The sequence below is a fragment of the Yersinia alsatica genome (assembly GCF_025133195.1).
GTDB lineage: Bacteria > Pseudomonadota > Gammaproteobacteria > Enterobacterales > Enterobacteriaceae > Yersinia > Yersinia alsatica.
In genome coordinates this window covers 4,178,916-4,204,850 of sequence record NZ_CP104006.1, presented here as the reverse complement: position 1 = coordinate 4,204,850, position 25,935 = coordinate 4,178,916, and the positions used below count along the sequence as shown (strand labels likewise).

Genomic DNA, 25,935 nt, shown 5'->3' with positions numbered 1-25,935 from the left:
ATTAAATTCAACGGGATGTGGCGTTCGTTAAAAAATATTTGAAAATTGTTTAAAAATTATATCATCTTTGTCCCACTCCATTCAGCCCCCAATTTTGTAAGTGTTAGTGGCTGCTGCGGGTAACTTATAATGCGTCAGATGATACATAGTCAGCCAGTGACCAAGGCTGTTGTTCTGCCTCGGGATAACCCAGCTGGCGAGTAAATTCATGCACCAATATCGGTTGGATATCAGCGACTGTCGTACCGGCTTTCAGCGCACTGACTTGCGTCATTTGCATTCCGGCATAGCCGCAGGGGTTAATGCGCTGGAAGGGCTCCAGATCCATGGCAATGTTTAATGCCAGACCATGAAATGAACAGCCTCGGCGAATGCGTAACCCCAGCGAGCATATCTTCTGCTGACCAACATAAACACCGGGCGCATCTGGACGCGCTTGTGACTCAATACCAAAATGGGCGAGTGTTTGTATCACGGTGTTCTCAATGGCGGTGACTAACTGCCGCACCCCCACTTTGGCACGTTTGAGATCAATCATGACATACATGACTTGCTGGCCGGGGCCATGATAGGTGACTTGCCCGCCGCGGTCACTTTGGATAACCGGTATATCACCGGGCATCAGAACATGTTCGGCTTTTCCTGCCTGGCCCTGAGTAAAGACTTTCTGATGCTCAACCAGCCAGATTTCATCGGCACTGGCTTCAGTACGAAACTCAGTGAAATTATGCATGGCTTGAGATACGGGGGCATAGGGTTGTAACCCTAGCTGGCGTAAAATGATCTTGTGTTGTTGCAAGCGAGGCATCATCTGGTTACAGAAATGGTGGCGTCAGTATACCAGTCCAGAAGTGTGGGGCTACTATTTTGATATTTTAAAAAATAGATTAAAATTTTAAAAAATAGGTTTTCACTTAAATTCATTGAGTTAGCGGTACCAATATGGAATTTAAGGTAAAAATAAGGCCCGGAGAGAATAACCAGTCCGGGCCATTATAAGGCGAGTTTGAAATTGATGTGATGTTTTGCCAATAGGCAAAATGGGCTGAATTACAACACCATCCGCACTAATTCCAGATTGCCCAGTTCTTTATACAGCGTTTCCACCTGATCAATATGGGTTGCTGTGATGGTGATGGAAACGGAGTGATAGTTGCCTTTGCTGCTCGGTTTTACCTGTGGGGTATAATCACCCGGAGCATGGCGCTGTACCACTTCAACCACCTGGTTAACCAACTGAGGTTCAGCGATGCCCATTACCTTGTAGGTAAAAGAACAAGGGAACTCAAGCAGTTCGTTCAGTTTAGTTTTCATGTGCGCTCCTGGGTTGTAGCCGGAAAAATCAATATGAAATATATCCGACTCTAAAATTATAACTCCCGCCGCAGCGGGAGTTTCATATTATTTTTAATATGAGGGTCGGTCTGCTGATTTTCAAGTATCCCCGTCATCTTTCAAGCCGCAGGTGTGTTGGCTGCTTTCGCTCACCCGAGTCACTTACTAATGTAAGCTCATCGGGATTCTCTCATTTGCCGCCTACCTGCGATTTGAAATCTATTGGGTATAGCTTTGTCGTCATCTTTCAAGCCGCAGGTGTGTTGGCTGCCTTCGCTCACCCGAGTCACTTACCAATGTAAGCTCATCGGGATTCTCTCATTTGCCGCCTACCTGCGACTTGAAATCTATTGGGTATAGCTTTGTCGTCATCATTCAAGCTGCAGGTGTGTTGGCTGCTTTCGCTCACCCTAGTCACTTACCAATGTAAGCTCATCAGGATTCTCTCATTTGCCGCCTACCTGCGATTTGAAATCTATTGGGTATAGCTTTGTCGTCATCTTTCAAGCCGCAGGTGTGTTGGCTGCTCTCTTGAGATCTGTAAGGAAAATCAGCAGATTAGCCGAACCAGCGATGGAACATCAATTTGATGTAGTCCACCATACGGCCAAAGATACCGCCTTCTTTCACTTCGTTCATGACGACCAGTGGCCGTTGATCGATAGTTTTGCCATCTAACTGGAAGTTAATCATCCCGACCACTTGATTCTTCGCCAGTGGGGCATGAATTTCAGGTGTATTCAGCACATAGCTGGCTTTCAGATCTTTCATTCGGCCACGTGGGATAGTCAGGTAAACGTCTTTATCCACCCCGAGCTGAACACGGTCACTGTCACCAAACCAGACTGGCTCAGAAGCGAACTCTTTACCGACTTTCAGTGGTGCGACGGTTTCAAAGAAACGGAAGCCCCAAGTCAGCAGCTTTTTACTTTCGGTTTCACGGCCTTTAAAGGTGTGACCACCCAATACCGCTGAAATTAAACGCATTTGCCCATCGGTAGCGGATGCCACCAGATTGTAGCCCGCGGCGTCAGTATGGCCGGTTTTGATACCATCAACATTCAAGCTGGTATCCCACAGCAAACCATTACGGTTAGTCTGACGGATATTGTTGAAAGTAAACTCTTTCTCTTTATAAATGGCGTATTCATCCGGCACATCACGAATCAGCGCCTGACCAATCAGTGCCATATCGCGAGCCGAACTGAACTGCCCATCAGCATCTAAGCCGTGAACGGTTTTGAAGTGAGTGTTTTTCAGACCCAGCGCATTAACGTAATTATTCATCAGGTTAACGAATGAGTCTTGGCTACCGGCGACATAGTCGGCCATAGCAACACAGGCATCGTTACCGGATTGCAGGTTGATACCGCGAGTCAGTTTAGAGACTGGTACACGATCACCCGGTTTCAAGAACATCAGCGAGGAGCCCTTGAACTCAGGGTTGCCGGTCGCCCAAGCATCTTTACCCACGGTAACCATATCTTCCGGCCCGATTTTACCTGCTTTGATGGCCTGCCCAATCACATAGCTGGTCATCATTTTGGTCAGACTGGCTGGGTTGCGGCGCACATCCGCATTCATTTCTGCCAATACTTTGCCGGAGTTGTAATCAATCAGAACATAAGCTTCCGCGTCGATTTGTGGCACGCCGGGGATCATGGTTTTCAGATTGACGTCATCAGCGTTTGCAGCAGACGCTGCGCTCATAACAATAACAGTGCCGAGCGCCAGGCTCTTGATAATGCGAGAAGTAGTTACATATTTCATGATCAGGACAACAACATCCGTGGGAGTAAGTTAAGAACGTGCCACACTATAACATACCCATCTTCATTGACATCGCAGGGTTAGCGGCTTTCACTCACGACCCGCAACGCCAATGATTTGGGTAGACACCAATGTGGCGTTTATACATTTCTACCGGCCGAATTATCTACCGGATTACTACTATTCTTTCAACCGTAACATCCTGTTTGTACGGCATGTTACGGTTATTTTTGTTAGAGCGACCTTAAATTGCTACAAGGTATGTATGATTTAAGGTGCCGCGACCACAAATGACTGCTGTTGTGCTTCACTCGACAGGCGCTGTTGCAGTGCGACGGCTTGCTGGCGAGTACTGAATGGCCCAAGCTGTACGCGGTGTACGCTGCCATTGGTCGCCACTTTTCCTGGCACACCAAAACGTTGGCTCAGACTTTGCTGCCAAGTTTGCGCACGCTGGGCGTCACTTAATGCTCCAACTTGAACCACATAGCCATAGCTACCCGCCGTTGTGCTAGCAGCAGATGCGGTGGCTGCAGATGAAGTTACCGGGCCTGGGTTGGCAACCACTGGTGGCCTGACGGTCTCAGCACCCATCGATGCTTCTGTGCTCACTGCCGGTTCTGAGCTTTCCAACACTCCTGCCGGTACTGGAGTTGAGGCGCGCAAGAAACCGCTGCTTTGTGGCGCAACAGGTTGCGTGGCATCAGCACCCGACAAATTACTATTATCGATAGGCCGTACTGGCGCACTCACTGCTGGAGCATCTTGCTGTATTGGTGTCCCCATGCCACCAGAGGTTAAATCTGGGCGACTGGGTAATGCATAGCTTTGTTTGGCGATAGTCGTGCCGACCATACCGGGACCAGACAATGAGCCATCCGGTGCCACATTGATAAAGTCGATTTTCACCTTGGTATTATTCGAAATATTCAAGCGATCAGCGGCGGCTTTGGATAAATCAATGACCCGACCTGGGGTATATGGGCCACGGTCGTTCACGCGCACCACAATTTGGCGGCCATTACTGACGTTAGTCACGCGCACATAGCTAGGAATGGGCAACGTTGGGTGAGCAGCGGTCAAGGCATTGGGATCGAAGATTTCGCCAGTCGCGGTGGAATTGCCATTCGCCTCTTCACCATACCAGGCCGCCAAACCCACTTGCGTGAAGTTTTGTGGATCCTTGACGATGGTGTACGACTGACCATTGGCTTTGTAATCCTGATTAAAATTAGGATTAAAAGGCTCATAGCGTGGCTCAGCACCGCCGATTTCTTCAACCGGGCCATTATATGTTTGCTGCACTTGTTGCTGGGGTGCCGGGGGCTGACTGGTACATGCTGATAGCAGCACGCCTGCGATGCCGATCCAAAGCCATTCCTTACGCATTGCTCACCTCTATAAATTCTTAGATAACATTTTTCGATGAGTATGTATCGACATCACGATACCAAACCCGGCCATCAGAACTATCAGCGCCGAGCCTCCGTAGCTGACCAAAGGCAAAGGTACGCCAACCACAGGTAAAATTCCACTGACCATACCTATGTTAACAAACACATATACAAAGAGTATCAGCATTAATCCGCCGACCATCACTCGGCCAAAGGTCGTTTGCGCATGGGCCGCAATCACCAGACCCCGCATAATAAGACATAAATAGAGTGCCAGCAGTACCAGAACCCCAATTAACCCGAGCTCTTCTGCCAGTACGGCAAAGATAAAGTCAGTATGGCGTTCCGGTAAGAATTCCAACTGTGATTGTGTTCCGTGCAGCCAACCTTTGCCTGATAACCCACCCGAACCAATGGCAATTTTCGACTGAATAATATGGTAGCCGGCACCTAGCGGATCACTTTCCGGATCCAGCAGCATCATCACCCGGTCACGCTGATAACCATGCATCAGGAAGAACCAGAGAATAGGAATAAACCCAGCAACTAATACAGCAGCAATAGCAATTAAGCGCCAACTCATACCTGAAAGGAATAATACAAACAGGCCTGAGGAGGCGATCAGAATGGAGGTGCCGAGGTCGGGTTGAGCCGCAACCAACAAGGTTGGCATAAAGATTAAAATCAGCGCGATACCGGTATTTTTCAGTGAGGGCGGGCAGACATCACGGTTCATGAAGCGCGCGACCATCAATGGAACGGCAATTTTAGCAATTTCAGAGGGTTGGAAGCGAATAAAGCCCAAGTCTAGCCACCGCTGTGCCCCTTTACTGATTTGACCAAATGCATCAACCAACACCAACAAGATCACACAGACAAAATAGAGATAGGGCGCCCAGCTTTCATAGACGCGTGGCGGAATCTGTGCCATGACCAGCATGACAACCAGGCCCATGGCAATTTGGCCAACCTTGCGCTCCATCATGCCCATATCTTGCCCGCTGGCGCTCCACATGACGAAGGCGCTATAAGCCAGCAGCGCCAGTACGCACAGCAGAAACGGCAGGTCGATGTGCATTTTGTACCACAAAGAGCCTTTTTGTTGATTATCAGTCATGAGTTACCTTCATCCGTTTCAACTAACCCGCTTCAACTAATCGGCTTCAACACCCGGAGGCAGAGGAGCGGCATCCGGTAATTCAGTATTGTTATCGCCCAACAAAATGTGGTCGAGGATTTGACGAGTAATCGTCCCCACCGCCGGCCCGGCACCGCCATTTTCTAAAATCATGGCGACAGATACTGTCGGATTTTCGTAGGGTGCAAATGCAACCATCAACTTGTGGTCGCGCAAATGCTCGGCCACTTTGTGAGCATTATAGGTTTCGTAGCTATAAACCTGCGCAGTACCTGATTTTGCCGCCGCTTTATAGGGGGTGCCTTCAAAGAACTTGCGGCCAGTCCCATTAGGGCGGTTGGCGACGCCATACATGCCATCTTTAGCAATCTCCCAGTAGCCGGAGTGGATGTCGCCAATCTGGGTGGTATCTTCTTGTTTATAAGGGACTAATTGCCCATCAATACGCATGCTTTGTAACAAATGGGGTGTTTTAACGGCCCCATCATTAATCAATGTCATCAACGCTTTTGCCATCTGAATCGGTGTTGCCGTCCAATACCCTTGGCCGATACCAACAGGGATAGTATCCCCTTGATACCAAGGTTTTTTATGGCGCTTTTGTTTCCATTCACGGGTCGGCATCAGGCCAGCCCGCTCTTCGGACAAATCGATGCCAGTATATTCGCCATAACCAAACTTGCTCATCCATGAAGATAAACGGTCAATCCCCATGTCATAAGCCACTTGGTAGAAGAAGGTATCTGCAGACTCTTCCAGTGCTTTGGTGACATTCAACCGGCCATGGCCCCATTTTTTCCAGTCACGGAAGCGTTTTTCAGAGCCCGGTAATTGCCACCAACCGGGATCAAACAGGCTGGTATTTCTGTTGATCACACCAGCACTGAGTGCAGACACTGCAATATAAGGTTTTACCGTCGATGCCGGGGGATAAACACCCTGAGTCGCACGGTTTATCAGCGGGCGATTGGGGTCGTTCAATAACCCCTGATAATCCTTACTAGAGATACCATCAACAAACAGATTAGGGTCATAACTTGGGTTTGACACCAAGGCTAATATTCCGCCGGTACGTGGGTCGGTAACCACAACTGCTGCGCGGCTACCACTCAGTAACTGTTCGATATAAGTTTGTAGGTGCAAATCGAGCGTCAGGTAAATATCTTTACCGGCCTGTGGTGGCTGCTCATGCAACTGGCGGATCACCCGACCACGGTTATTGACCTCAACTTCTTCATAGCCGGTTTTCCCGTGTAATACCGACTCATAATAGCGCTCAATACCTAGCTTGCCGATATCGTGGGTAGCAGCATAGTTAGCCAGAATGCCATCTTTATCCAGGCGCTCCACATCTTTATCGTTAATTTTTGAGACATAACCGATTACATGGGTCAGCGCTGAGCCGTACGGGTAGAAACGGCGTTGATAGCCTTTAACTTCAATACCAGGGAAGCGAAATTGGTTGACTGCGAAACGGGCGACTTGCACCTCTGTGAGCGGTGTTTTCACCGCAATGGAGGTAAAGCGGCGCGAGCGCTTGCGCTCTTTTTCAAAATTGGCGATATCCTCATCCGTCAAATCCACTATTGGGCGCAGTGCGTTCAGGGTCGCGGGGAGGTCTTCAATTTTTTCCGGCATCAGCTCTAATTGATAGATAGTCCGGTTCATCGCCAATGGTGTGCCATTACGGTCAAAAATCATGCCGCGGCTGGGGGCGATAGGGACGAGCTTGATGCGGTTTTCATTGGAACGTGTGCGATAGTCCTCAAAACGAACTATCTGCAAATTGTACAGATTGGCGATCAATATCCCGCTTAGCAGCAGGATACCGAGGAAAGCCACGAGGGCGCGGCGGACAAACAGGGCTGATTCAGCCGAATAGTCGCGAAAAGGGTTAGGTTCTTTTTTCATCCCGCTACTTACTTCATTCTATTCAGGATCATCATATTACTCAGGTTCATCGCCCGCTTATTCCCGATGATAAGGGTGGTTGGTCGTAATACTCCAGGCGCGGTAAAGGCTTTCTGCCACTAAAACACGCACTAAAGGATGTGGTAGCGTCAACGGAGAGAGCGACCAGCTCTGCTCTGCCGCAGCTTTACAGGCCGGGGCTAACCCCTCCGGCCCGCCAATCAGTAGACTGACATCGCGGCCATCCTGCTTCCAACGTTCTAATTGCTGAGCCAACTGCGGGGTCTCCCAGGGAGTGCCTGGGATATCCAGCGTGACAATGCGGTTATTCTTGCCAACCGCCGCCAGCATTAGCTCGCCTTCTTTTTCCAAAATGCGTTTGATATCCGCATTTTTGCCCCGTTTACCGGCCGGTATTTCTACCAACTCGAAGGGCATATCTTTGGGAAAGCGGCGCAGGTAATCGATAAAACCTGTCTGCACCCAGTCTGGCATTTTGGTGCCGACGGCTACCAGTTGCAGTTTCACCGCTTAGCTCCAGAGTTTTTCCAGTTCATACATACGGCGGCTTTCTTCTTGCATGACATGCACAATCACTTCGCCCAAATCAACGACTATCCAGTCAGAGACACCTTGACCTTCGATACCTAGAGGTATCATGCCTGCCTTACGAGATTCTTGAACCAGGTTATCTGCCAGCGCCATAACATGGCGTGTAGAGGTACCGGTACAAATGATCATGCAATCAGTGATGCTGGATTTACCCTGAACATCCAGAGCAATAATATCTTGGCCTTTCAAATCATCGAGTTTGTCGATAACAAACTCTTGGAGTGCTTTACCTTGCAAAGGTTCCCCTTAATTTTTTCTAATTTAATCAGTTGGTTACACAGCGCAAGTCGAAATCATTCGATATTCATTCACTACGCTACTATCTCTATCCACTCACTACCGCGCACATCTCGATACTTATCTGTTGTTTGAGATGATTTATGACCTAAGATTTTTTGCGCGAATTCCTTTCCTTTTTCCTTCTCATAAAGTCTAGAAGCTAAACTCCTAATTTCATGAAATGGTGGTGGGTTTGTTCCTTCCCATGTAATGCTTGCTAAATCTCTTGCCCTGGCGAATCGTTTTGTAAGTGTTTTGTCTGCGAACGGTTCACCTTTTTCAGATGAAATAATTGTTACACCTTTTACGGGGCGTTTTTCACAGCGCGAAATTATATCACGCAAAGACAACGAGAGGGTATCAATCCGTAAATCTAATGGGATCACTAGTCTCATGCCGGTTTTTTCTTGTTCAACAAACAATTTATCATCCTTGATATCTGCCCATTTCATTTTGCGTACGTCACCAACACGCTGCCCTGTCACTATAGCCAAGTCCATACTGTCAACAACCCATGCTGGCATTCCTGCCGCAGCCACCCTAATAGCCAGGAAGTTATCAAGTGATAACCTTGCTCGTTTAACCTCTACTTTAGGGTTTTTTGTTGCATCCACAGGGTTGTTGTAAATTACCCCCTCAGATACTGCTTCTCTGAAAAAGTCAGTCAAAAACGATCGCATTAATTTAGCAGATGCTGCCTTTCCATTATTTGTGTAATCGTTAAGAAGTGTTGCAATATCTTTGGTGCTAATGCTGTCCATGGATCTTGATGAGAAAACCTCACCGACCACCTCTAATCGACTATGGTAATCAGTGATTGTTTTGCTTTTTAAGCCGCGCTTACTTAGCACATCAGTATAGGTTTTAACCCATTCCGAAACAGTGACAATTGCGACACCGTTGATCCGGTCAACAAGCCTTGCTGTTGTACCTGAATCCATAAACTGCATATTTGCTTCTACCGCCTGATTTATTGCAAATCGCTTATCCCGGCCAAGGCCGAATTCCTTGCCCGTCCGTGGGTCTTTATAGCTGTAATAGCCACCATTTCTAACGTACAGGTTTGGTGGCAAATCACGCAGTGCGGCTGACCGCCTTCTTGCTGCCATTTCTAATCCTTGATATTAAGTTATTTGTTTGCGTAGGGCTGCCTCGGGAGGTAGGGTTTCTATATATCGCGGTTGATTCAACTTCATACTCTTTTCCCACGCGTTCTGGCGGTGGATATATTTTACCTGCCTCAACCCATCTATATATTTGCTTCATTGATCGCGGCCTGTCTCGTCGCTCATTCCACTCTTTCAGGCTAATTTTCATTGTTGGCCTCTTATCTCTTTATCAATCTGACGGACGTAATAACTCAGCCAGCGTTTAGCCGGGAAAGTGTTAGGGGGTAGAGCGGTGATTTTTTTTGCGTGGCGGTCGAGGATTTCAGTGATAAGTTTGTCGTGTTCTGAGATTGGCTTGCCGTCCGTGGCTTCTATTATTTCTGTCCTACAACATCGAGCTACTGACCTGATTGCGTTTTCGATGGTTGTATCCATATACTCACCATCCCTTTACCCACACCAGCCAGAACGCAGCGCAACCGCCGATAACCAGGAGTATCCAGTCCAGGTAGGTCATCACAAAGCTAAGTACGTTCATCCAAACATCCCCCTAACAGCCTCAGTCTCAATTGTATAAATTGTTGCCAGCACCGCCCACGCGATGATAACGATAAAGAACCAGGTACCGTCTGATATTTTTCTCTTCATGCTGCTTTACTCCCGGTTAATATTTCCTGTCCGATCGCCTTTAGCTCATCGCGCTTAACAGTCGTGAACATGCAGCGGGGCTTAATGAATGGCCGCCAGATGAATAGCAGCGAACCTTTGTTGTTACCGTTGATTGGCTTGCCAGTATCAGAGCGAAGAAACGATATACGGCCATCAGTAATGAATCGCACCTCATCCACTGATTGCAGCGCCTGGCTAAACCAACCGACTGATGAATCAGCAGGCACAAGCATCACCACCGGTTGGAGTTGCTGCTTACATTGCTCAGCCGCCTTGGTTACCCAGGGTGAGATATCGGAGTAGGGTGGATTGCACCAGATAGCGCCGTAGCTTTCCCATGCACTATTAAGAGCATCGCTTTGCTCGGTCAGGTATCTGGCACATAGGGCACTTTTATGACTTGCTGCTGCATCAAGATAAAAGCCAAACTCGATGTCTAGTGCGGTAAATATGTCGGCGGGTGTCATCCATAAATCTTTCAGGTTATCCGGGGTGTGGCTGCCGCCAAAGTCACTCATGCCGCCTCCATTATCTTTCTCACTTTCGCTTTCACTGACTTCACCGTTTTAACCGGAGTGGGTGGGACAACTTGCCGCGGTACCGGTCTTTTTGACTTGTCGCCGGTTCGTAGCCGCTGCTTTATTTTCATATCCCACAAATAGGCCTCTTTATGGTCACGTCCGTCATCCCCAGCGCGGGACACGGTTAGAATTAGTTCGCTAATATCGTCCATCAGGCCACCTCAGCTATTTCAAAGGGAATCATGCTCAACAGTACGTAGCCCGGCTTAAACTCACTGATGTCAGCTACGTGAGTTATTTTTCTCAAGGCAAACGCGCCAGTGAAATGGCCCGCATTCCACTCATTGAGTTCAAGTAAGTCACCCACTTGGAAGTTGCGGTCATTCAGCCGTATCTCTGCGGTCTTCACTCCCTGACGTACGGGCGCAAAGAATTCCGGCCTGATTTTCAGGTCGTGAGTTTTCATAGGGAATCTCCAGTTTATTTAGATGAAGTCCGTTTCCCTTTGATTGCCTTTTCGCAATCTGTCCATACTGTTTTGGCGAAGTGTTGACGGGGTATGCTAAGGACGTAGCGGCGTTGCTCACCGTTAGGGCCAATAGGCTCGTTGAGCCACTTCTCGAATGAGTCGCTCATGATTTACTCCCAATAAAAAACCCCGCATTAGCGAGGTTCATTAAGTGGTGTGGCGCTTAGTAATTGTTGAACAGGTAGTAAGTATTTAATCCGTTATCTTGCTCATCCATGAGCTTCCACTTGCGCTCGTATCGGGCGATATATTCATTAGCCTGAGCCGGGCCGAAATGATGGTTAACCTTCAACAATTCCATGATAAATCTGTCAACCGTAACCACCTTGCGCCCGCGAGAATCAACGACTATTGATGCCCTAAACGCTATTGTTACATCCTGACGGCGAGCCATTTACTTGCGCTCTGGCGGGGTATATTCCATCTTACCCAGCGTTTTACTCACTTCCCTGTAATATTTTACTCGGTCGCGAAAATACTCGCGCAGATGCTCTGGCTGCTGTTCCTCTATTTGCATAGGGATAACTGGCATGTTGTAGCGCTCTTTGAATGCAACGCCACTGGCAGCCTGGTCAACAGCCATCTTGTCTTTATCTTCTTGTGACAGTTTAGCGAGATTGTAGCCCATAGCTCCCTCCTATTCGTTTAGAGGAAGTATAGCGCTACTGCCGATAGACTTCAGAGCAAATCAGCACAGCATCAGGCCGCCGCTCATGTATCAGCGTTGAGATTTGTTGGCATTCGGATTGAGTGGGGTAGATATCTTCGGTAACTGGCTGGGCATTGCAGGTAGAGCATGAGGTGACGAGTAGAACGAAACCTATGAGCATGGCTATTCCTTTGGTTCCGGGTGGAGGTACAACAATGTACCGTCAGCGAAATTATCCCAATCGGCTTGGTCATGGAGACACACAACCTTCCCTTGGCGATAACCGCAATTATCGTAGTCACTGAGGACAACTTTCCCTATTGGCTGTTGCCCACCCTTAATTGCTGCCAATTCTTCCCTGAGTTTTCGGTTTTCAGAGCTAACCGCCGCTAGCTCGTTAGTACACATGACAGCCGTTTTTTTCCAACTACGTAAATCCAATAATTCAGCCGCCATTAACTTATCCTGAAGTTGAGTTAACATCGCACCATCTTCTATATCTCGTAAGTCCTGCTCAGTTAGCTTGTTCATCTGCATTCCCCTCAATCCCACTGTAAAACAGAAGCAAAGAACGAGCCTCTGCACGGATTATCCAAAGGTGCGTACCATGCGGAATATTCGCTCTTTGGCACCGCTTTGTAGTTTGTTTGATAATAATTGGCACTTTGCCAATCCTCTGCGAATTCAGAGTCTATTTCACCTTGTTCAATGGCTGCTTTGATAATCGCATCTTTATCATAGTCGCCACGCATAACGAGAAAAGTGCAATCATCACTCCGTAAGTATTCGCATGTACCGTCAGTTTTTTTCTTTTTCATCTGCATTCCCCTCTACCAGTCGCCATCACCGACATGTAACTCAACTGAAGAAACAGCGCAAAGTTTCTGATTCGCCGCACCATTTGTATGAGATTCCCCGATCAGTAGATTAAATCCCCCTGAGCCGGTGTAATATTCTGCATCAGGAAATTCTTTTCGCACATCTTCACAGAGCTTGCTTAATGCTTTGGTTAATCTGTAAAATCGCCGCGCCGCCGTAGGGCATTTTTTACATAGCAAAAAATATGCTTGGTATTCTTCGCTCTCATCAATAAATTCAATTAGCTGTTCAGTGTTCACTACTCACCCCCTTCAACCGGATAGCCAGCGGCTTTGATATTTTGCTCACAGCGCCACACCCCGAAGTTATAACCAGTATCAAAGTCGTTTCGCCAATTATCGGGCCACATGCTTATACAGTCTTCCAGACCATCATCAGGCGACTTAACCGGCACGAGTAGCCGCGCCTCTGCTGCCTTTGCGCGTTGTTCCGCTCGTACCCTGTCCGCAAACAAACCCTCAACCGCATCAAACGGGCTATCGCCGGTCTGTTCACATCGTTCTGGCGTCCATCCCGCTGCTTTGGCTAAATCATCAAAACGCTGCTCTGATGCCTCTGCGCGACATCTAAGCGTTGCTGAATAGGCAGCAAGATTCATTAACTGTGTATTTTCTAAATCACCTTCATTATTTGCTTCAATTATCTGATTTGCCGCTTCCAGCTTGGCGGCAAGCTGCATCCATATTATTTTCGCTACCTGCATATCCCACGCCATATAATCGTTATCATCACCATTGAGGCATTTGCGGCGGTCTATTGAATCCCCGAACCGTTCCGCCATGAATGCCTCAAATTCTTCAATATGCTTATCCATCACTCACCTCCCCGCAGACTGGCGGCGAACTGGCGAGCCATTTCTGAAATTTGACTATGCAATTCCTTTCCCTGCCAATTATCGGCAAAAGCTTCAACACCCTGCGCCTTTATCTCGTTAAGCGCCTGAATGGTGGCTGGGGTTTCCGATTTGATTATTTCTACTGCTTTGGCGTGAGTTATATGACCAACCATGTTTTCATCAAACCAACGTTGCAAATCACTAAGCATCATTTCTGGCGGGATAACTAACTCAGCATCATCAGCGATACTCTCTAGCCAGCACTGCGCCTCATATATATTTGTGCCGTGAATACAATGTAGGGCTGCTTGAATGGTCATAACAGCGCGATGCAACAACCATGAGTTTGAAAGCTCGCTAGCGGATTTATCAGTAAGCGCCGCATTCTCAGCAGCCACGGCCAGATATTTCTTTTCGAGTTCTGCATAATCACTATTTTCAGACATAGAAAGTCCTCAGCAGATTGACTGCCGGTTAAATGGGGGGGAATTAGGCGGCTTTAGTAATGAATAGCGAGGCCCGTTTGCACATAACTGATTTCAGCGTCCTGCCAGTTAAGTGGGCTACTTTCTCGTCGGCATCCTTGCCAAGTAACTGCAATTCCGTTTCTGTCCATCGCCGAGAGGGTCGATTTGAAATTAGGGTGACATCCATGTCAGAAGCTTTTGAGTAAACAGACTGAATAGAGCGTTCAAGTTTTTCAGCTATCAGGCTGCCGGGCATATATCCAGAAACCTCCCTCATAAACTGCTCTTCATATCCTTCCCATGGTTCATAAGGTTTTGTCATAACAGTCTCACATTGGAACTTCTTCCATTTCAGCCTTGCGGATGCCGTAAATGTCGGTGGCTTTTTCGAGTTGGTCATGGTGATCTGCAAGAACGCGCTGGCTGTACTTGAAGAATTTATCCAACTCTGCGACTGATTTTGCATTGCTGGCGGCGGCGGTAAAATCAGAAAGCAGTGTGTCAGGAGAGCGCTCCTCGACCTTCGTAGTTTCTAATTCTCCTTCGATAGGTTCCTGTTTTTTCGTATTAATCATCTTATTCAGGTCAGCATTAGTGCGTGGCGTTACATCTCGCTCAGGCTTTGGCTTACTGTCCAGTTCATCGGTGGAGTACACGCCGAGAATAACCTCGGGGCAGTACAGGCGTGACCAGCGCTTAACTGCGAGATAGGCCAACTGTTGCTTGGGGTCGCTGGCCCATAAAGTGGAATTTCTTACTTGCGCCTGAGACAGTAGCAACTCAAGAACGCGGGGTTCATCCTCGCCTTTCATCGTGGCCCAAACTCTAATGCCCAAGCCTTTCTCATCAGCCAGCGTCCAGTCTGGTGCAATGTATTTGTTGCCTTTTTGGGATGTTTTCTCTGCGAACTTGCCGATCACGTTCTCCCACGGCCCGAACCAGTCATAATGGATCCGGTCTTTGGTGGGAGCCATTGCGTAAATCACCGCGTTAACGAGCTGCGCCTCATAACCCAGGGTGCCGCTGACAACGTGAGTCTTTTGAGCAACAACAAATGGGTTCATTCCCCATTGAACGGCCTGCATCGCAACTGCCATACAGTCAGCTTTATTACCGGCAAGATGCGCGGGGATTGTTGATCGACCGCTTGCCATTAGCGTTGCAAAGTTTTGGATAGCCATTAAGTTTTGCGGGCTGAAAATAGCCACGTTAGCATTAGTGATGGCTGGCTCATTACTAAGTTCGATATTGGCGATGTCAGTCATTGTTCTTTTTCCTTGCCCATGCCGGGCGGTAAATGGTTTCTACACCGCCCCATTCGTTGCTGAGTCGGCATTCGTGATAGGTCTGTAAATTTTTGCGATAAAGTTCGTGCCCGGCGGCAACATCGTCGGCATCAAGCTGGAATACCCGAGTTGGGTATCGGCCACAGTCGATGGTTTCGCTAACGGCAAGAAAGATAAAAGTGGGGTATCCGTTGAAGTGATTCAGGTAACCATCCCGGTACATGGCATCCTGCACGTGATACCGAAATTCTTCGATGTCGCGAGAGAAGCGATCCATGTCAGCTACTTTTTTCACATCGACGATAATTGGCTGATTTTGAAGAAACTTATCTGGGCGTATTCGGCATAGCTCTTCCGTTTCCTCGTCTCGCCAGTAAATGGATGATTCGCAGTATCCTTCTGCTTCCAAAAAGTACCGCGCCGCCGGGTGAGCTAAGGCGCTTCCTCGCATTAATTCCAGCTTCCTGTGCTGTTCAAAATCCATGACAGTCTTCCCTGACTCTTCGCACTCTTTCAGAAAATCCTTTTCTGCTGCCTTACCGTCAGTTGTGCGCCGGTTGAATTCTGGCGCTTTTATAAATCGCTTATCGAACTCATCAGGCTCAAGTAACAGGCAGTGGAGTGCCGTTCCCATATCCAGCGCCTTGAGCTTTTCCGTGTCTACTGGCGCTGTTTTCTTCCATGTGAGTATTGCGGGGTTGATAGCTACATCATCCAGTTGCGACTTACTTACCCCCGGCCCCGAGTGATAATCCTCGTTTGATATATCTTGATAGTGGCCCGGTTCCATCATGCCGCCTCATCGTGTTCAGCCAGTCGCCGCTGTATTTCCAGCGCCTGTTGCCATTTGGCATTCTCAAATAGGACGTTGTAGAGTGCGGTGTCGAATCCCTCGAAGTCGTACTCATCAACTAAAATATTGAAAGCTTCACGGTCGAATTCAGGGAGGTGTTCAAAGGTTTTAATTAGGTTATGAACCCGCAGTGCCTTTTCCTGCCTCTCTGCGACTTGTCCAGCTTGTTCTAAATCTTGCTCGTTCAGTGAGCTATAAAGCTTCCTTGCTTCATTCATTTCTGCGTATGTCATAGCAGCCCCTTACTTTCACAAAACGCCAGCGACATAAGTCGATAGCCGGTTTCATTGTTTGGGTAGTAGTGCTCACTGTCACCGATGCGGATAAATAACCGGCCGCCAATTATCTGAAATTTCATGGCTCACCTCGTTGGTTAAGTATTTCGATAAGACGACGCGCACCGTTTTTAACGTTGCGGCAAATGCGGTCGAGCAAAGTCTCAGAGCAGCCCACGCAAGGCCACCCTGCTATACAAAAGGTATGCATGGGATACTCCGGTTTAATTAGTAGTGGATATTTGTGTGAGGAATTTTGCTGTCTTTAATCGCGCAGAGAGTGGCAATGGCTTGTTCGCGGGTTAGCCCGGCGTGTTCAATCAGTCCATTTACCACGGCGGTGCCAACAGTTTTGCGATGTGCTTCGTTAGCTGCTCTCGCCGCCGCTTCATCAGCAACACGCTTCTCTTCTGCCAGCCGAACATCTTCTTTCTGCTTGGCTTCACGTTGAACTCGCTCAGCTTCCTGCTGTGCTTTACGTTTCTCGGCGTCGATAGCTTCCTGCTTTTCGCGCCCGACACGTTCAGCTAATTCTTTGGCGTCACGTTCAGCTTTAGCGGCGGCATCCTTGGCAGTCTGTTCAGCTCGTTCCTGAGCCAGTTTTGCATCACGCTCACGTTGTTCCGCTGCTTCAATGTCACGTTTGGCTTTCTCTTCAACTTCGCGTTTCGCTTTCTCTGCTGCCTGTTGAGCAATGAATTCTTCATGGGCCTTGCGCAGGCGTTCAATTTCATCAGCTTTCGCTTTGGCGTCACGGTCGAAAGCGTCATTCATCAGCAGAGCCATCTCATGGTCAGACTCTTTCTTAGCTGCCCGTTCTGCTGTAATTCTGGCGTCCATTTCATGGGCTTCCTGCCACATGGCTGCATAGGCCGCTTCTGCTGCAATTCGTTCTTGTTCTGCTTCATACTCCAACTTCGGTAGCAAAACCTTTTCTTTCAGTGCGTCCAACCGGTCACGAACCGTCTTTCGGCTGGCATCAATTTTCTTTGGCACCTCTTTGTATTCGGTAACCAGATCCTTACCCAGACCATCCAAATAAGTTTTGGTCTTAGCCACTTTCAAGCCGAGAGAAGCAATAGCGTCGCGGCCTTTCTTTGTGCTGACGTCTGGAACAAACGAATTAACTTCTTTCTCAACCTGCTGAAGAATTGATTCGATGTGGTCAGGCTGGGTAAATACTGCGAGAGCGTTCTTAGCTTCGATAACAATCGATAAGCCGGTTGCTTCACTCATGCTCATTTCCTTTGTTTAGCCCACAGCAAAACACCGACAGTTGGCAGGCTTACTCTGGGGATTGGTGGGGGTGGGGAGTTACTCGGTTTCTGTTACGGTGTAGCCTTGATTTTCAATCCAAGAAATAACGTCGGTTTTGCCAATTTCTTCCAGTAAATCAGTGGAACCGTATTCGCCAACGATGTCTTTTATTTCTACAGCCTCAACCAATTCAGCGCGAACTAGCTCAAGAGTAAGGTGCTTGTATCGATCTATCTCTACGCCAGCACTTTCAACTTTTATCGTCATGTCTAAGCTCATATCTCACCCTCTCGCCTTAATCATTGCGTCTGCCATCTGGTAGGCTTCTTCTGCCAAGTCATCGTTGCTGTACAATCTTTCAGGGTTAGCGCTCACACCCTGCATGTACTTGGCTGCCATGTAATCGCGCACTGATAAATCGTCAGATGTCTCTACAGGTGAAACCTCATCATCAGTAAATCGATACAGCAAATCGTAATTACCAGCGTCGTCAAAGCTAGTGTGTTCGTAGGCCCAGCGATGCCCATCAAACTCAAATGAATGTGATGATCTATCAGCAAATCTAGCTTTTATGTAAAGTGCGTACTCTGGAGTGTTTTTATAAACTTTCTTAGAAAACTTCATCGCCTTACCCTCTATCAATGAACTTGCCAAAGCTCACTAATAAGCAAGCAGTGGTAAGGTCACTCATTAGCGGTCACATAATTACCTCTCCAGTTTTGCGCCTGTTATCCATGGTCAGGCTCCTTATAGAATCTAGTGGTCTTATTGCTGCCACCGGTTAAGTGGCAGGGGTAAGGTCACTAGGGGTTAGCGAGTTGTTAAGGCAGCAATTTCATCTGACGAAAATCCCTTTTCGCGCATCTTCTCGACAATCTGGTCGAGTGCCTCATTCTTTTTTCTAATCACTTTATCTGCATCGCTTTCTGGTACGATTTCCCAAGGAACTAGCCAGCGAGTACCAATCTTTACCGCTGTTGCTTTGATGGTGTCGGCGTCACTTCCCTGAACTGACTTTTTCTTACCCAGTCGATCTGCTGTTACTGGGCTGTCACACACATACAAAATCACCGGTCGCCCGCGCCCCTCTGTTAAATCGCTATTGGTAACCGTTAGCCAAACATCCTTCGTTTCTTTGATTTCCACCATCATTCATTCCTCATTTACCCGCCAATAAAAAAGGCCACCTAAGTGACCTCATATAATTTGTGCTGGGATATTTATCCACGCCCAGCCGTGGTTTCCCTGCTTTCCACAGTCAAAGGAAATTGATATGTTGGTTATTCCACAGTCAATAAAATGGATTTGAAGATGAGTGATAACGAATTAGCCTCCAAGCTCGCACTTAACTTTCTTGGTCAGCAAAAGAATAACGGAGAGCCATCAGAGTATTTCGATAGATACCAGCAACTCACTAAAACGTTCTTGGCGCTAATTAAGGAAGAAGGTAAAAAGAACCCTAGCCCTCTTGAGATTCTTTAAAATAAACAAGTGACTTAAGTCCGAAAGCAATTCCGACGGCAGCAGATTTTGTTGCCGCTTTTATTTTCTCTTCGTCCCAATCATTTATTGCACCATATTCCGCAATAACGTTCAGTGAGTTTCCGATAACCCTGACAAGTACGTCCAATGCTTCCGAATCCATTTCCTTGCCAAATATCGTTACTTTTGGTTTATCGCTCATATCTGCACTTGGTGCCATCAAGAGTTTTTCTTGTGTTTTTTCCATACCTACCTCGCTGTTAGTGATTCTGACTTACGGAAGCCTGCTGCAAACTTAGCGACCTCTGGCAAACATATGTTGTCCGCGCTTGGCCGCTCTGTGCTGCGAATCTGAATAGGCATCGTTGCTTTACATACCCTCGATGTGCAGCCCTCAGAGAGATTTGTGAACGCTGCTTCAATTCGGCTTGCCAGCACTCGGTTGGCATCCTTCGCCGCGAAGAATTCACCTGTACGCTTAAATTTGCGTGTCTTTGAATTCTCTTTAGCTGGTTTGATTGTGATCGCTACCATGATTACCTCCGGTGATTGGCTTTGGTGATGTGGTGGCCGGTGCTGATATCCGGCTTGAACTATGTTCAGTGTTAGCTGCCACCTCTTAGAGAGGGATACGCGTCATGATTTTCACTGAATTTATTGGGTAACCCTGTCTTCCGGCTATTTACGCAGCTTGTCTTCCAACACAGACTCGTGCCTCACCCATTCACACCCGTTACAATGTTGCGCATCAGCCTGCGCATTCACCACATCCCAAAGCCAACTTCTCTTTGGTCTCCCAGACTATCCGGGAGAAATCCGTCAATGTTAAAGAGCACTTCCTGTCGTACTGCTTCGGCGTCCTGCCGTGTTGATGGAATTGATAATCACATAATGTGTTTTTATAATCAACACGAAATGTGATTAATTTGAGTGTGATTCTTTATTTGATTGATTTTTAAAGTAATTTAATTTGAAAATAATTCAGCCGCGACCCTTCGCACCTGGCTATCAGGCGTGAAAAGTGTGAGGTGAGTAGTGTTTAACGCGGGTAGGGTGGTGAGATTGTCAGATTACAGGCACAAAAAACCCGGCAGCGGGGCCGGGTTAGGCGTGGGAAGTATTAATTGAATGATTTCACAAAATAGTTTTTTCTGTGCAACCCAAGGTTATCATTATTAATATCAGTAACTTCAACAACAAGAGATAATTTTTTACCAACCTTGTGTTTTTTCTGTATATTTTCCAGCATATCTACAGGGAATGATGCTCGTATCTTTTCACCATCCACTTCAATTTCAAGCTTGCCATATTTTGATAGTGAAGCTAGCTCACCAACAATAGTTTCTATGACCGGAGAGGAAATGGTTGTGGCAGCTAGGCGGTCACTTAGCATTTTTATCTTTGTGGAATTAACAGAAACCTTACGATTTCCATCACTAAATGGGCCAATCCATGATAAATCAAAATCAATATGATTTTTATCGCACTCTTCTACGATTTTTTTCAAACTTTGGGCCGAGTTGAATCCAATTTCGGCGACCTGATTCATCATTGTAGTAGCGTCAACTGCATCCAGTAAGTTAATGATTTCTTTAACTGCTTTACTAGATACGGTTTCAACTAGTTCACATTGCCCCGTTGAAAATGTAAGTCCAAGCCTAGTGGACCCAGGAGAAATCTCAGCAAGTCGCATATTTAATGAGCTCTTTATACTATAAGGAACTTTATGTGAATCCCTGCCTGAAGATAGTTTGTGCGTTGCTCGCTGAACCATTGCAGCTAAATTGCTAGTGATTATGCCCATAATTTCAAGTGGCACAGTTCCTAGGTCAACGATTGAACCTTTTAATCGCAATTCCATGAAATCAAGTAGTGGATGACGAATATCCAACGCGCGTTGTTCTGCTTGGAGATCGCTCATATAAGCATCCATGTTATTTAACATGATGCGATCTGCAAATGTCATATTCTTGGCAGAGGATATCGAATCGAGTTTATTCTGAACGAACTTAATACGTTTCTTTAGTGAAATCATATCCTTATTATCGTTCATAGTGATAACCTCGCTACCCCTTTAGGGGTATCCTCTCTATCATGGCAAAACACACCACGCCAATGCATTCTATCTTCATCATAATCACTTCGTGGGCAATTTTTATACAACAAAAGAAGGTCAATATGATAGTTATTCTTAATGTACTTCCTGTTGAGTATGCACTCTATTTGCGGCTGGAACATTACTGGAATAAGATTCAGTTGGTCGAAATCAATAACTAACAAGATATCAATATCGTCAGGCTCGGGTTTTTCCGTTGTGAATGAACCATCTACCCATAGTTCTAAAAAACACTTAAATTGTTGGTTTAAACTTCTAACATCACTCATGAGCTGTATGTAATTACAGTATAGCATACTCCTTCTGGCGGATTTCGGGAATGCATCAACACATAGCGTCTTGATTTCAGCATCATTCAAATCATGAAATCCGGGAGGAAGGAGGGGAGGGAAGCAAAGCTTTTCCATCCTAAGTCCTTATTTTTATGCTAGAAAATTATAAACTAACATTTTCGCTTCAATGTAAATCTAACAAAATCCCCCCCCCCACCCCTCTATGGGCTAGCAGTGGGTTAGAGACTTTCATTCCACGCCATATCTTTAACGACGCCGATAAACTTACAATCTCTCTTTACAGGGATTGTTTTGTAGTCGTTATTAAGCGGCACCAAATAAGGCTCTCCACCTTCTATAACGAACTTCTTAAAGGTCACGGAGTTCTCTTCCGTTAGTTTCGCGATAACGTAACTACCAGGCTCATGGTTTGCTTTTGGATCAACTAAAATCAGTATCCCTTTTGGAAAGGTTATTCCTTTATCAGATGTCATTGAGTCACCATCAACTTCTAACCAAAACGAATCATCACTAACTCGCTTTGTCGTTTCTTCCCAATGTTCAATATCACGAATCCTTTCAGGCTCTATTGCTTCCTGCCACGGCCCCGCGCTTACCTTCCCAACCACTGGGTATGACCTTTGTACGTAAACTTTATCCGATTCATTTCCAAACATTAACTCTCCAGGGCTAATCCCCAGAGCAGAAGCCAACGTAACAGCATCCTCTGCGCTTATCTTTCTAGTGCCAAGTTCATAGTTTCCAACTCTAGATTGTGATTCCCAGCCGCATTTCTCAGCTAATTCTCGCTGACTTAATCCCAAGGCCGATCTTGCCGCCTTTAAGCGTTCTGCTATTTGGAGGTTGATATTTTTCATGACGTCCTTTTAACACATTGCGTGTTTTTCTTCTTTCACGATTCGTGTTTACAAGTAATCACAAATTGTGTTTAATAAGAGTATCTGCAACCAAGAGGGACATTCGCAATGAATCAAATTGCTGAAGAGCGAAAAAGGATTGGAGTAACCCAGGCTGACTTAGCCAACAAACTCCACTGGAGCCAGTCTCGCATTGGCAATTATGAATCAGGAACCCGAACTCCTGACCTTCACACAAGTAGAAAAATAGTTCAGGCACTCAATGAATTAGGCGGTAATTGCTCATTGGATAGTGTTTTCCCGCCAGAATCGAAAGCAGCTTAAGCACTACCGCTCTTTAACACTACTGACCTCACCCCGGAAAGTCTGGGGCTACCAAAGTGACAAGCTCACAGCTTTGTCACGTAACAACATCTAACAAGGGAAGAGTACGCAATGGAACGTGCAAGTAACAGCAAGAGAATTATGGAAGTTGAATCTGAGCTACGAAGCCGAATGGCTATCAAGGGCCAGAGCAAGTTTGCGCGGGATGCTGGCTGGGCCGAATCAAAGGTAAGCCGGTTGAACGTACATGATATGGCAGTGACGTTTGTTCTTCTTGAGAAGATATGGGAGACGAGCGTGATAAGGGAAATCGCAAGGCAGGCTGTGATTGCGGTGACCGGAAAGCAAAAAGCCTCACCTGCACGAACAGGAGAGGCTTCTCAAATAACGCTCAATTTCTGAGGTAACTATACATGAGTTTATCTACGGTAGTAAACCCGACTATGACCAGTCAGGAAATAGCTGATCTCGTTGAGTCTCGTCATGACAAAGTTAAGCAATCAATAGAAAGACTGGCACTTCGTGGAACAATTCAACTCCCCCCATTGGGGGAAGTTAAGAATCATCTTGGGCAATCGGTAGCTGTGTACCAAGTTGGCAAGCGAGACAGCTACATTGTAGTTGCCCAGCTTTCCCCTGAGTTCACGGCTCGATTAGTTGATCGCTGGCAGGAGTTGGAAAATCAGGCGCGCATTCCTCAAAACTTGCCAGATGCTTTACGGCTGGCGGCAGACCTCGCAGAAGAAAAACAGAAACTGGAAAATCAACTTGCTATTGCAGCTCCGAAAGCTCAGTTCGTTGACAGCTACGTCACAGCGACCGGATCTCTTGGTTTTCGCGAAACGTGCAAGCTTCTTCACATCAAAGAACCAGCCTTCCGTAAGTTCCTGCTCGATAGCGAGATCATGTATCTGCTGGCTGGGAAGTTAACGCCTTACGCTCAACACATCGATGCAGGACGCTTCACTATTAAAACAGGCGAGAACCTAACAAACGGTCACGCCTTCATCCAAAACAAGTTCACCCCTAAAGGCATCCAATGGATCGCCGGATTACTGGCTGCTCATCAAATCAAGGATATTGCCGCATGAGTACAGCCAAAGTATTTGATATCAGCGCCGAACGTGAGCGCAGGAGCAACAGGATGGAGAACCAGAAGCTTGGTTATGTCCCGTTGTACCGAAGCATCAAGAAGAAACCTTGGGCCAAAGACGTTTTCCTGCGGACTCTCTGGGAGGACCTGCTATTTGGTGCTCAAAGAAAGCCCCGTACGGTTAACTTCAAAGGTCACCAATGGAATCTTCAAGCCGGTCAACTGGTCACGACAGCGGCTGATTTAGGGCTATCTCTGTGCGATAGAGAAGGTAAGCCAACAAGCCGTGATGCGGTGGGCAGGATGCTCTCCTTTTTCGTCAAAGAAGGGATGATTGCAACGGGTGGAGAGAAGCGAAAAGGGACGGTAATCACCATCCTAAATTACGCTGAATATGCCGAAAAAATAGACAATTTACCCGCACATAATGCCGCACTTAAACCCGCACATGGTGAAGCCAGTAACGGCGCGGCTTTAGATGGTGGTGCCGCACATAACGCCGCACTTAAGCCCGCACATCATGAACAAGAAGGTAATAACAATAATATAAAACCCTTTACGTCAGAGAATTCTAACGAATCCCCTGACACCCCATCTAAGAAGCTTCCTGTAGTTCGTCCTGATGCTGCAATCCAAAGTGGTAAAAATTGGGGGACTGCTGATGACCTTCGGGCAGCGGAGTGGATGTTCAGCGCCGTGCTGATGATTGCCCCCGATGCTAAGAAGCCGTCTTTTGCTGGCTGGGCCAATAGCATCCGCTTGATGCGTGAACGGGATGGCAGGAATCACCGAGACATGTGTGTGCTCTTCAAGTGGGCCACGCAGGATAGTTTCTGGTGTGGCAACGTGCTTTGCCCGTCAACGCTCCGCGAAAAATGGGACAAGCTGGACATCAAGCGTAAGAAACAGCAATCAGGCACTGCCACTGGTAAGCCTGTTTTGGACTTCGATAACACTGACTGGATAAACGGGGTATCGGTATGAGAAATGTCGTCACAGCCATCCAGAACCGTGATGGTCAATCATTGCAGCAGATGTACGCCGCTGATAAGCCAAAGCAGCAGGTGCCAGAGCAGGCCGCGGATATATTCAACGAGCTATTTCGCCAGTTGAAGGCTGCATTTCCAGCGCTGATGACTAGCATCAAAGACCAACGCGACCTGAACGAGCTACGTCGCCAGTGGGTGTTGGCATTCATAGAAAACGGCATTACCAACATGGATCAAGTTGATGCCGGTATGAAGATTGCCCGTCAGCAGGCTACGCCGTTCCTCCCGTCACCCGGCCAATTCATTGCATGGTGTAAGCAGGGTGCCACCCGCGCCGCTGGACTGCCCGATGCGGATGAGCTTTATGACATGGTGATGGACTATGCCAAGCGGAGGGATATGTTCAGCAGCGCAGAAGCGTTCCCTTGGCCCAGCAATCCGGCTTACTGGATGGTCACAAAGCTTTATTCACAGCAGCGAGTGCAGGGGTTATCTGAGCAGGACTTACGGAAACGTTGCGGCAAAGAGCTGGCTGACATGTCGAAGCGCATTGAATCTGGTGAGCCAATCCCCGCGCCGGTGGTGCAAATCCCTAAGCTTCACATCCCGGTCAGCAGCGAGAAAGCACTGGATCACATTGCCGCACTCCGCGCCAAGCTGAACATGACGAGGAAATCATGATGGACATAACTAAATCGCGGGAAGAGTTTGAGAAGTGGCTTGAAGAGGTTCATGGGCTATATGGCGAAGATATTGATTGGGAGCCAGAGAGAAACTGCTATCGAATTTTTGGCATCCATTTGGCGTGGTGTGCATGGCAAGCATCCAGAGAAAGCATTGTGGTGGATATTCCTGAAGAAATGACCTGTCGTGAGGCGCTTGAACAAGGCCATACGAGTGATTATGCCAACGGGTTTACGGCCGCAATTATTCAATGCTATGCCGTTGTGCGCACTGCCGGTATTCGAATCAAGGGAGAGAGTGAGAAATGTTAGCAATCCCAAGCCGAATAA

At 47.3% G+C, this 25,935-nt stretch carries 43 protein-coding genes; 7 read left to right on the top strand and 36 right to left on the bottom strand.

Translation table 11 applies throughout. From position 1 onward, the window contains the following. Window positions 1-124: 124 nt before the first annotated feature. The 32 genes from lipB to N0H69_RS18865 all read right to left on the bottom strand — a co-directional run bounded on the left by lipB (window position 125) and on the right by N0H69_RS18865 (window position 18,920). Complete coding sequence (lipB, locus tag N0H69_RS19015) at window positions 125-811, bottom strand: lipoyl(octanoyl) transferase LipB (protein ID WP_072077560.1); 687 nt, start codon at window positions 809-811, stop codon at window positions 125-127. 239 nt (window positions 812-1,050) lie between these two features. Then, entirely contained in the window at window positions 1,051-1,314 is a 264-nt protein-coding gene (gene ybeD, locus N0H69_RS19010) for a DUF493 family protein YbeD (protein WP_004712247.1), read from the bottom strand. A 579-nt stretch (window positions 1,315-1,893) separates the two neighbouring features. Next, window positions 1,894-3,105 carry a D-alanyl-D-alanine carboxypeptidase DacA gene (dacA, locus tag N0H69_RS19005; protein WP_050111185.1) on the bottom strand — a complete coding sequence of 404 codons (1,212 nt, stop codon included), beginning with the start codon at window positions 3,103-3,105 and terminating at the stop codon, window positions 1,894-1,896. Between the two features lie 270 nt (window positions 3,106-3,375). Next, a complete protein-coding gene (gene rlpA / locus N0H69_RS19000; RefSeq protein WP_050151464.1) occupies window positions 3,376-4,494 on the bottom strand; it encodes an endolytic peptidoglycan transglycosylase RlpA in 1,119 nt (372 codons plus the stop codon). A gap of 9 nt (window positions 4,495-4,503) precedes the next feature. Further along, window positions 4,504-5,616: a peptidoglycan glycosyltransferase MrdB gene (gene mrdB / locus N0H69_RS18995; RefSeq protein ID WP_050111189.1), complete on the bottom strand. Its 1,113-nt coding sequence runs from the start codon at window positions 5,614-5,616 to the stop codon at window positions 4,504-4,506. A gap of 36 nt (window positions 5,617-5,652) precedes the next feature. Next, on the bottom strand, window positions 5,653-7,548 hold the full coding sequence (gene mrdA / locus N0H69_RS18990; RefSeq protein WP_050111191.1) for a peptidoglycan DD-transpeptidase MrdA: 1,896 nt from the start codon (window positions 7,546-7,548) through the stop codon (window positions 5,653-5,655). 57 nt (window positions 7,549-7,605) lie between these two features. Then, complete coding sequence (rlmH, locus tag N0H69_RS18985; RefSeq protein ID WP_004390602.1) at window positions 7,606-8,076, bottom strand: 23S rRNA (pseudouridine(1915)-N(3))-methyltransferase RlmH; 471 nt, start codon at window positions 8,074-8,076, stop codon at window positions 7,606-7,608. A gap of 3 nt (window positions 8,077-8,079) precedes the next feature. Beyond that, the gene (gene rsfS / locus N0H69_RS18980) at window positions 8,080-8,397 is read right to left on the bottom strand and encodes a ribosome silencing factor (protein ID WP_050122465.1); all 318 of its coding nucleotides are present in this window, start codon (window positions 8,395-8,397) and stop codon (window positions 8,080-8,082) included. Between the two features lie 74 nt (window positions 8,398-8,471). Next, window positions 8,472-9,548 carry a tyrosine-type recombinase/integrase gene (locus tag N0H69_RS18975; protein WP_050151462.1) on the bottom strand — a complete coding sequence of 359 codons (1,077 nt, stop codon included), beginning with the start codon at window positions 9,546-9,548 and terminating at the stop codon, window positions 8,472-8,474. Then, complete coding sequence (locus N0H69_RS22285) at window positions 9,514-9,705, bottom strand: excisionase (protein ID WP_375541946.1); 192 nt, start codon at window positions 9,703-9,705, stop codon at window positions 9,514-9,516. The genes N0H69_RS18975 and N0H69_RS22285 overlap by 35 nt, the downstream gene beginning before the upstream one ends. A 47-nt stretch (window positions 9,706-9,752) precedes the next feature. Next, complete coding sequence (locus tag N0H69_RS18970; protein ID WP_151419948.1) at window positions 9,753-9,983, bottom strand: hypothetical protein; 231 nt, start codon at window positions 9,981-9,983, stop codon at window positions 9,753-9,755. A gap of 209 nt (window positions 9,984-10,192) precedes the next feature. Further along, window positions 10,193-10,735, bottom strand: a complete 543-nt coding sequence (locus tag N0H69_RS18965; RefSeq protein ID WP_050151460.1) for a phage N-6-adenine-methyltransferase — start codon at window positions 10,733-10,735, stop codon at window positions 10,193-10,195. Further along, window positions 10,732-10,950, bottom strand: a complete 219-nt coding sequence (locus tag N0H69_RS18960) for a hypothetical protein (protein ID WP_050151458.1) — start codon at window positions 10,948-10,950, stop codon at window positions 10,732-10,734. Before N0H69_RS18960 ends, N0H69_RS18965 begins: the two co-directional genes overlap by 4 nt. Next, a complete protein-coding gene (locus N0H69_RS18955) occupies window positions 10,950-11,204 on the bottom strand; it encodes a DUF3850 domain-containing protein (RefSeq protein WP_050146272.1) in 255 nt (84 codons plus the stop codon). The genes N0H69_RS18960 and N0H69_RS18955 overlap by 1 nt, the downstream gene beginning before the upstream one ends. Window positions 11,205-11,218: 14 nt before the next feature. Further along, on the bottom strand, window positions 11,219-11,374 hold the full coding sequence (locus N0H69_RS18950) for a hypothetical protein (protein ID WP_155412594.1): 156 nt from the start codon (window positions 11,372-11,374) through the stop codon (window positions 11,219-11,221). 56 nt (window positions 11,375-11,430) lie between these two features. Next, window positions 11,431-11,568, bottom strand: a complete 138-nt coding sequence (locus N0H69_RS18945) for a hypothetical protein (RefSeq protein WP_155413409.1) — start codon at window positions 11,566-11,568, stop codon at window positions 11,431-11,433. A gap of 93 nt (window positions 11,569-11,661) precedes the next feature. After that, window positions 11,662-11,895 carry a DNA polymerase III subunit theta gene (locus tag N0H69_RS18940; protein ID WP_145533479.1) on the bottom strand — a complete coding sequence of 78 codons (234 nt, stop codon included), beginning with the start codon at window positions 11,893-11,895 and terminating at the stop codon, window positions 11,662-11,664. Window positions 11,896-12,099: 204 nt separating this feature from the next. Then, on the bottom strand, window positions 12,100-12,447 hold the full coding sequence (locus N0H69_RS18935; RefSeq protein WP_050151452.1) for a hypothetical protein: 348 nt from the start codon (window positions 12,445-12,447) through the stop codon (window positions 12,100-12,102). Window positions 12,448-12,458: 11 nt separating this feature from the next. Then, complete coding sequence (locus tag N0H69_RS18930; RefSeq protein WP_235896024.1) at window positions 12,459-12,734, bottom strand: hypothetical protein; 276 nt, start codon at window positions 12,732-12,734, stop codon at window positions 12,459-12,461. A gap of 12 nt (window positions 12,735-12,746) precedes the next feature. Further along, window positions 12,747-13,034: a hypothetical protein gene (locus N0H69_RS18925; RefSeq protein ID WP_151419949.1), complete on the bottom strand. Its 288-nt coding sequence runs from the start codon at window positions 13,032-13,034 to the stop codon at window positions 12,747-12,749. Further along, window positions 13,034-13,609, bottom strand: coding sequence for a hypothetical protein (locus tag N0H69_RS18920; protein WP_050151448.1), 576 nt, complete (start codon window positions 13,607-13,609; stop codon window positions 13,034-13,036). The genes N0H69_RS18925 and N0H69_RS18920 overlap by 1 nt, the downstream gene beginning before the upstream one ends. After that, a complete protein-coding gene (locus tag N0H69_RS18915; protein ID WP_050151446.1) occupies window positions 13,609-14,076 on the bottom strand; it encodes a hypothetical protein in 468 nt (155 codons plus the stop codon). Before N0H69_RS18915 ends, N0H69_RS18920 begins: the two co-directional genes overlap by 1 nt. Window positions 14,077-14,119: 43 nt before the next feature. Beyond that, window positions 14,120-14,419: a hypothetical protein gene (locus tag N0H69_RS18910; RefSeq protein WP_050151444.1), complete on the bottom strand. Its 300-nt coding sequence runs from the start codon at window positions 14,417-14,419 to the stop codon at window positions 14,120-14,122. Between the two features lie 7 nt (window positions 14,420-14,426). After that, entirely contained in the window at window positions 14,427-15,362 is a 936-nt protein-coding gene (locus N0H69_RS18905; protein WP_050151443.1) for a RecT family recombinase, read from the bottom strand. Beyond that, window positions 15,355-16,173, bottom strand: coding sequence for a PD-(D/E)XK nuclease-like domain-containing protein (locus N0H69_RS18900; RefSeq protein WP_151419981.1), 819 nt, complete (start codon window positions 16,171-16,173; stop codon window positions 15,355-15,357). The genes N0H69_RS18905 and N0H69_RS18900 overlap by 8 nt, the downstream gene beginning before the upstream one ends. After that, window positions 16,173-16,469, bottom strand: coding sequence for a hypothetical protein (locus N0H69_RS18895; RefSeq protein WP_057636582.1), 297 nt, complete (start codon window positions 16,467-16,469; stop codon window positions 16,173-16,175). The genes N0H69_RS18900 and N0H69_RS18895 overlap by 1 nt, the downstream gene beginning before the upstream one ends. Next, the gene (locus N0H69_RS18890; RefSeq protein ID WP_259705570.1) at window positions 16,466-16,594 is read right to left on the bottom strand and encodes a hypothetical protein; all 129 of its coding nucleotides are present in this window, start codon (window positions 16,592-16,594) and stop codon (window positions 16,466-16,468) included. The genes N0H69_RS18895 and N0H69_RS18890 overlap by 4 nt, the downstream gene beginning before the upstream one ends. Then, entirely contained in the window at window positions 16,591-16,722 is a 132-nt protein-coding gene (locus N0H69_RS18885) for a protease FtsH-inhibitory lysogeny factor CIII (protein WP_113773209.1), read from the bottom strand. Before N0H69_RS18885 ends, N0H69_RS18890 begins: the two co-directional genes overlap by 4 nt. A gap of 17 nt (window positions 16,723-16,739) precedes the next feature. Continuing rightward, a complete protein-coding gene (locus N0H69_RS18880; protein WP_259705569.1) occupies window positions 16,740-17,747 on the bottom strand; it encodes a hypothetical protein in 1,008 nt (335 codons plus the stop codon). Between the two features lie 78 nt (window positions 17,748-17,825). Further along, the gene (locus tag N0H69_RS18875) at window positions 17,826-18,047 is read right to left on the bottom strand and encodes a hypothetical protein (RefSeq protein WP_050148820.1); all 222 of its coding nucleotides are present in this window, start codon (window positions 18,045-18,047) and stop codon (window positions 17,826-17,828) included. Window positions 18,048-18,050: 3 nt separating this feature from the next. Continuing rightward, window positions 18,051-18,392, bottom strand: a complete 342-nt coding sequence (locus N0H69_RS18870) for a hypothetical protein (RefSeq protein ID WP_050881091.1) — start codon at window positions 18,390-18,392, stop codon at window positions 18,051-18,053. A 186-nt stretch (window positions 18,393-18,578) separates the two neighbouring features. Further along, window positions 18,579-18,920: a hypothetical protein gene (locus N0H69_RS18865; RefSeq protein WP_050322439.1), complete on the bottom strand. Its 342-nt coding sequence runs from the start codon at window positions 18,918-18,920 to the stop codon at window positions 18,579-18,581. Between the two features lie 159 nt (window positions 18,921-19,079). On the opposite strand from N0H69_RS18865, the gene N0H69_RS18860 reads away from it, so the two are divergent. Next, complete coding sequence (locus tag N0H69_RS18860) at window positions 19,080-19,250, top strand: hypothetical protein (RefSeq protein WP_154236146.1); 171 nt, start codon at window positions 19,080-19,082, stop codon at window positions 19,248-19,250. Here the strand turns inward: N0H69_RS18860 and N0H69_RS18855 are convergent. From N0H69_RS18855 to N0H69_RS18840, 4 genes are all read right to left on the bottom strand, one after another. Further along, the gene (locus N0H69_RS18855) at window positions 19,228-19,497 is read right to left on the bottom strand and encodes a hypothetical protein (protein ID WP_050072795.1); all 270 of its coding nucleotides are present in this window, start codon (window positions 19,495-19,497) and stop codon (window positions 19,228-19,230) included. The genes N0H69_RS18860 and N0H69_RS18855 overlap by 23 nt on opposite strands. Before the next feature lie 873 nt (window positions 19,498-20,370). Further along, window positions 20,371-21,303, bottom strand: coding sequence for a hypothetical protein (locus N0H69_RS18850; protein ID WP_050919442.1), 933 nt, complete (start codon window positions 21,301-21,303; stop codon window positions 20,371-20,373). Next, the gene (locus N0H69_RS18845) at window positions 21,300-21,773 is read right to left on the bottom strand and encodes a DUF6932 family protein (protein ID WP_050101195.1); all 474 of its coding nucleotides are present in this window, start codon (window positions 21,771-21,773) and stop codon (window positions 21,300-21,302) included. Before N0H69_RS18845 ends, N0H69_RS18850 begins: the two co-directional genes overlap by 4 nt. A gap of 104 nt (window positions 21,774-21,877) precedes the next feature. Beyond that, window positions 21,878-22,516, bottom strand: a complete 639-nt coding sequence (locus tag N0H69_RS18840; protein ID WP_050311058.1) for a LexA family protein — start codon at window positions 22,514-22,516, stop codon at window positions 21,878-21,880. 108 nt (window positions 22,517-22,624) lie between these two features. Here N0H69_RS18840 and N0H69_RS18835 point away from each other — a divergent pair, with 108 nt between their 5' ends. The 6 genes from N0H69_RS18835 to N0H69_RS18810 all read left to right on the top strand — a co-directional run bounded on the left by N0H69_RS18835 (window position 22,625) and on the right by N0H69_RS18810 (window position 25,917). After that, window positions 22,625-22,840, top strand: a complete 216-nt coding sequence (locus N0H69_RS18835) for a helix-turn-helix transcriptional regulator (protein ID WP_050322448.1) — start codon at window positions 22,625-22,627, stop codon at window positions 22,838-22,840. Window positions 22,841-22,951: 111 nt separating this feature from the next. After that, complete coding sequence (locus N0H69_RS18830) at window positions 22,952-23,242, top strand: CII family transcriptional regulator (RefSeq protein ID WP_151419951.1); 291 nt, start codon at window positions 22,952-22,954, stop codon at window positions 23,240-23,242. Window positions 23,243-23,253: 11 nt separating this feature from the next. Then, window positions 23,254-23,931, top strand: coding sequence for a phage antirepressor KilAC domain-containing protein (locus N0H69_RS18825; RefSeq protein WP_054878762.1), 678 nt, complete (start codon window positions 23,254-23,256; stop codon window positions 23,929-23,931). A gap of 53 nt (window positions 23,932-23,984) precedes the next feature. Then, a complete protein-coding gene (locus tag N0H69_RS18820) occupies window positions 23,985-24,917 on the top strand; it encodes a phage replication protein O (RefSeq protein ID WP_151419982.1) in 933 nt (310 codons plus the stop codon). Next, the gene (locus tag N0H69_RS18815) at window positions 24,914-25,603 is read left to right on the top strand and encodes a replication protein P (RefSeq protein ID WP_151419952.1); all 690 of its coding nucleotides are present in this window, start codon (window positions 24,914-24,916) and stop codon (window positions 25,601-25,603) included. The genes N0H69_RS18820 and N0H69_RS18815 overlap by 4 nt, the downstream gene beginning before the upstream one ends. Then, window positions 25,600-25,917 (top strand): phiTE_015 family protein, encoded by a 318-nt coding sequence (locus N0H69_RS18810; RefSeq protein ID WP_151419953.1) that lies wholly within the window; start codon window positions 25,600-25,602, stop codon window positions 25,915-25,917. The genes N0H69_RS18815 and N0H69_RS18810 overlap by 4 nt, the downstream gene beginning before the upstream one ends. Window positions 25,918-25,935 lie beyond the last annotated feature (18 nt).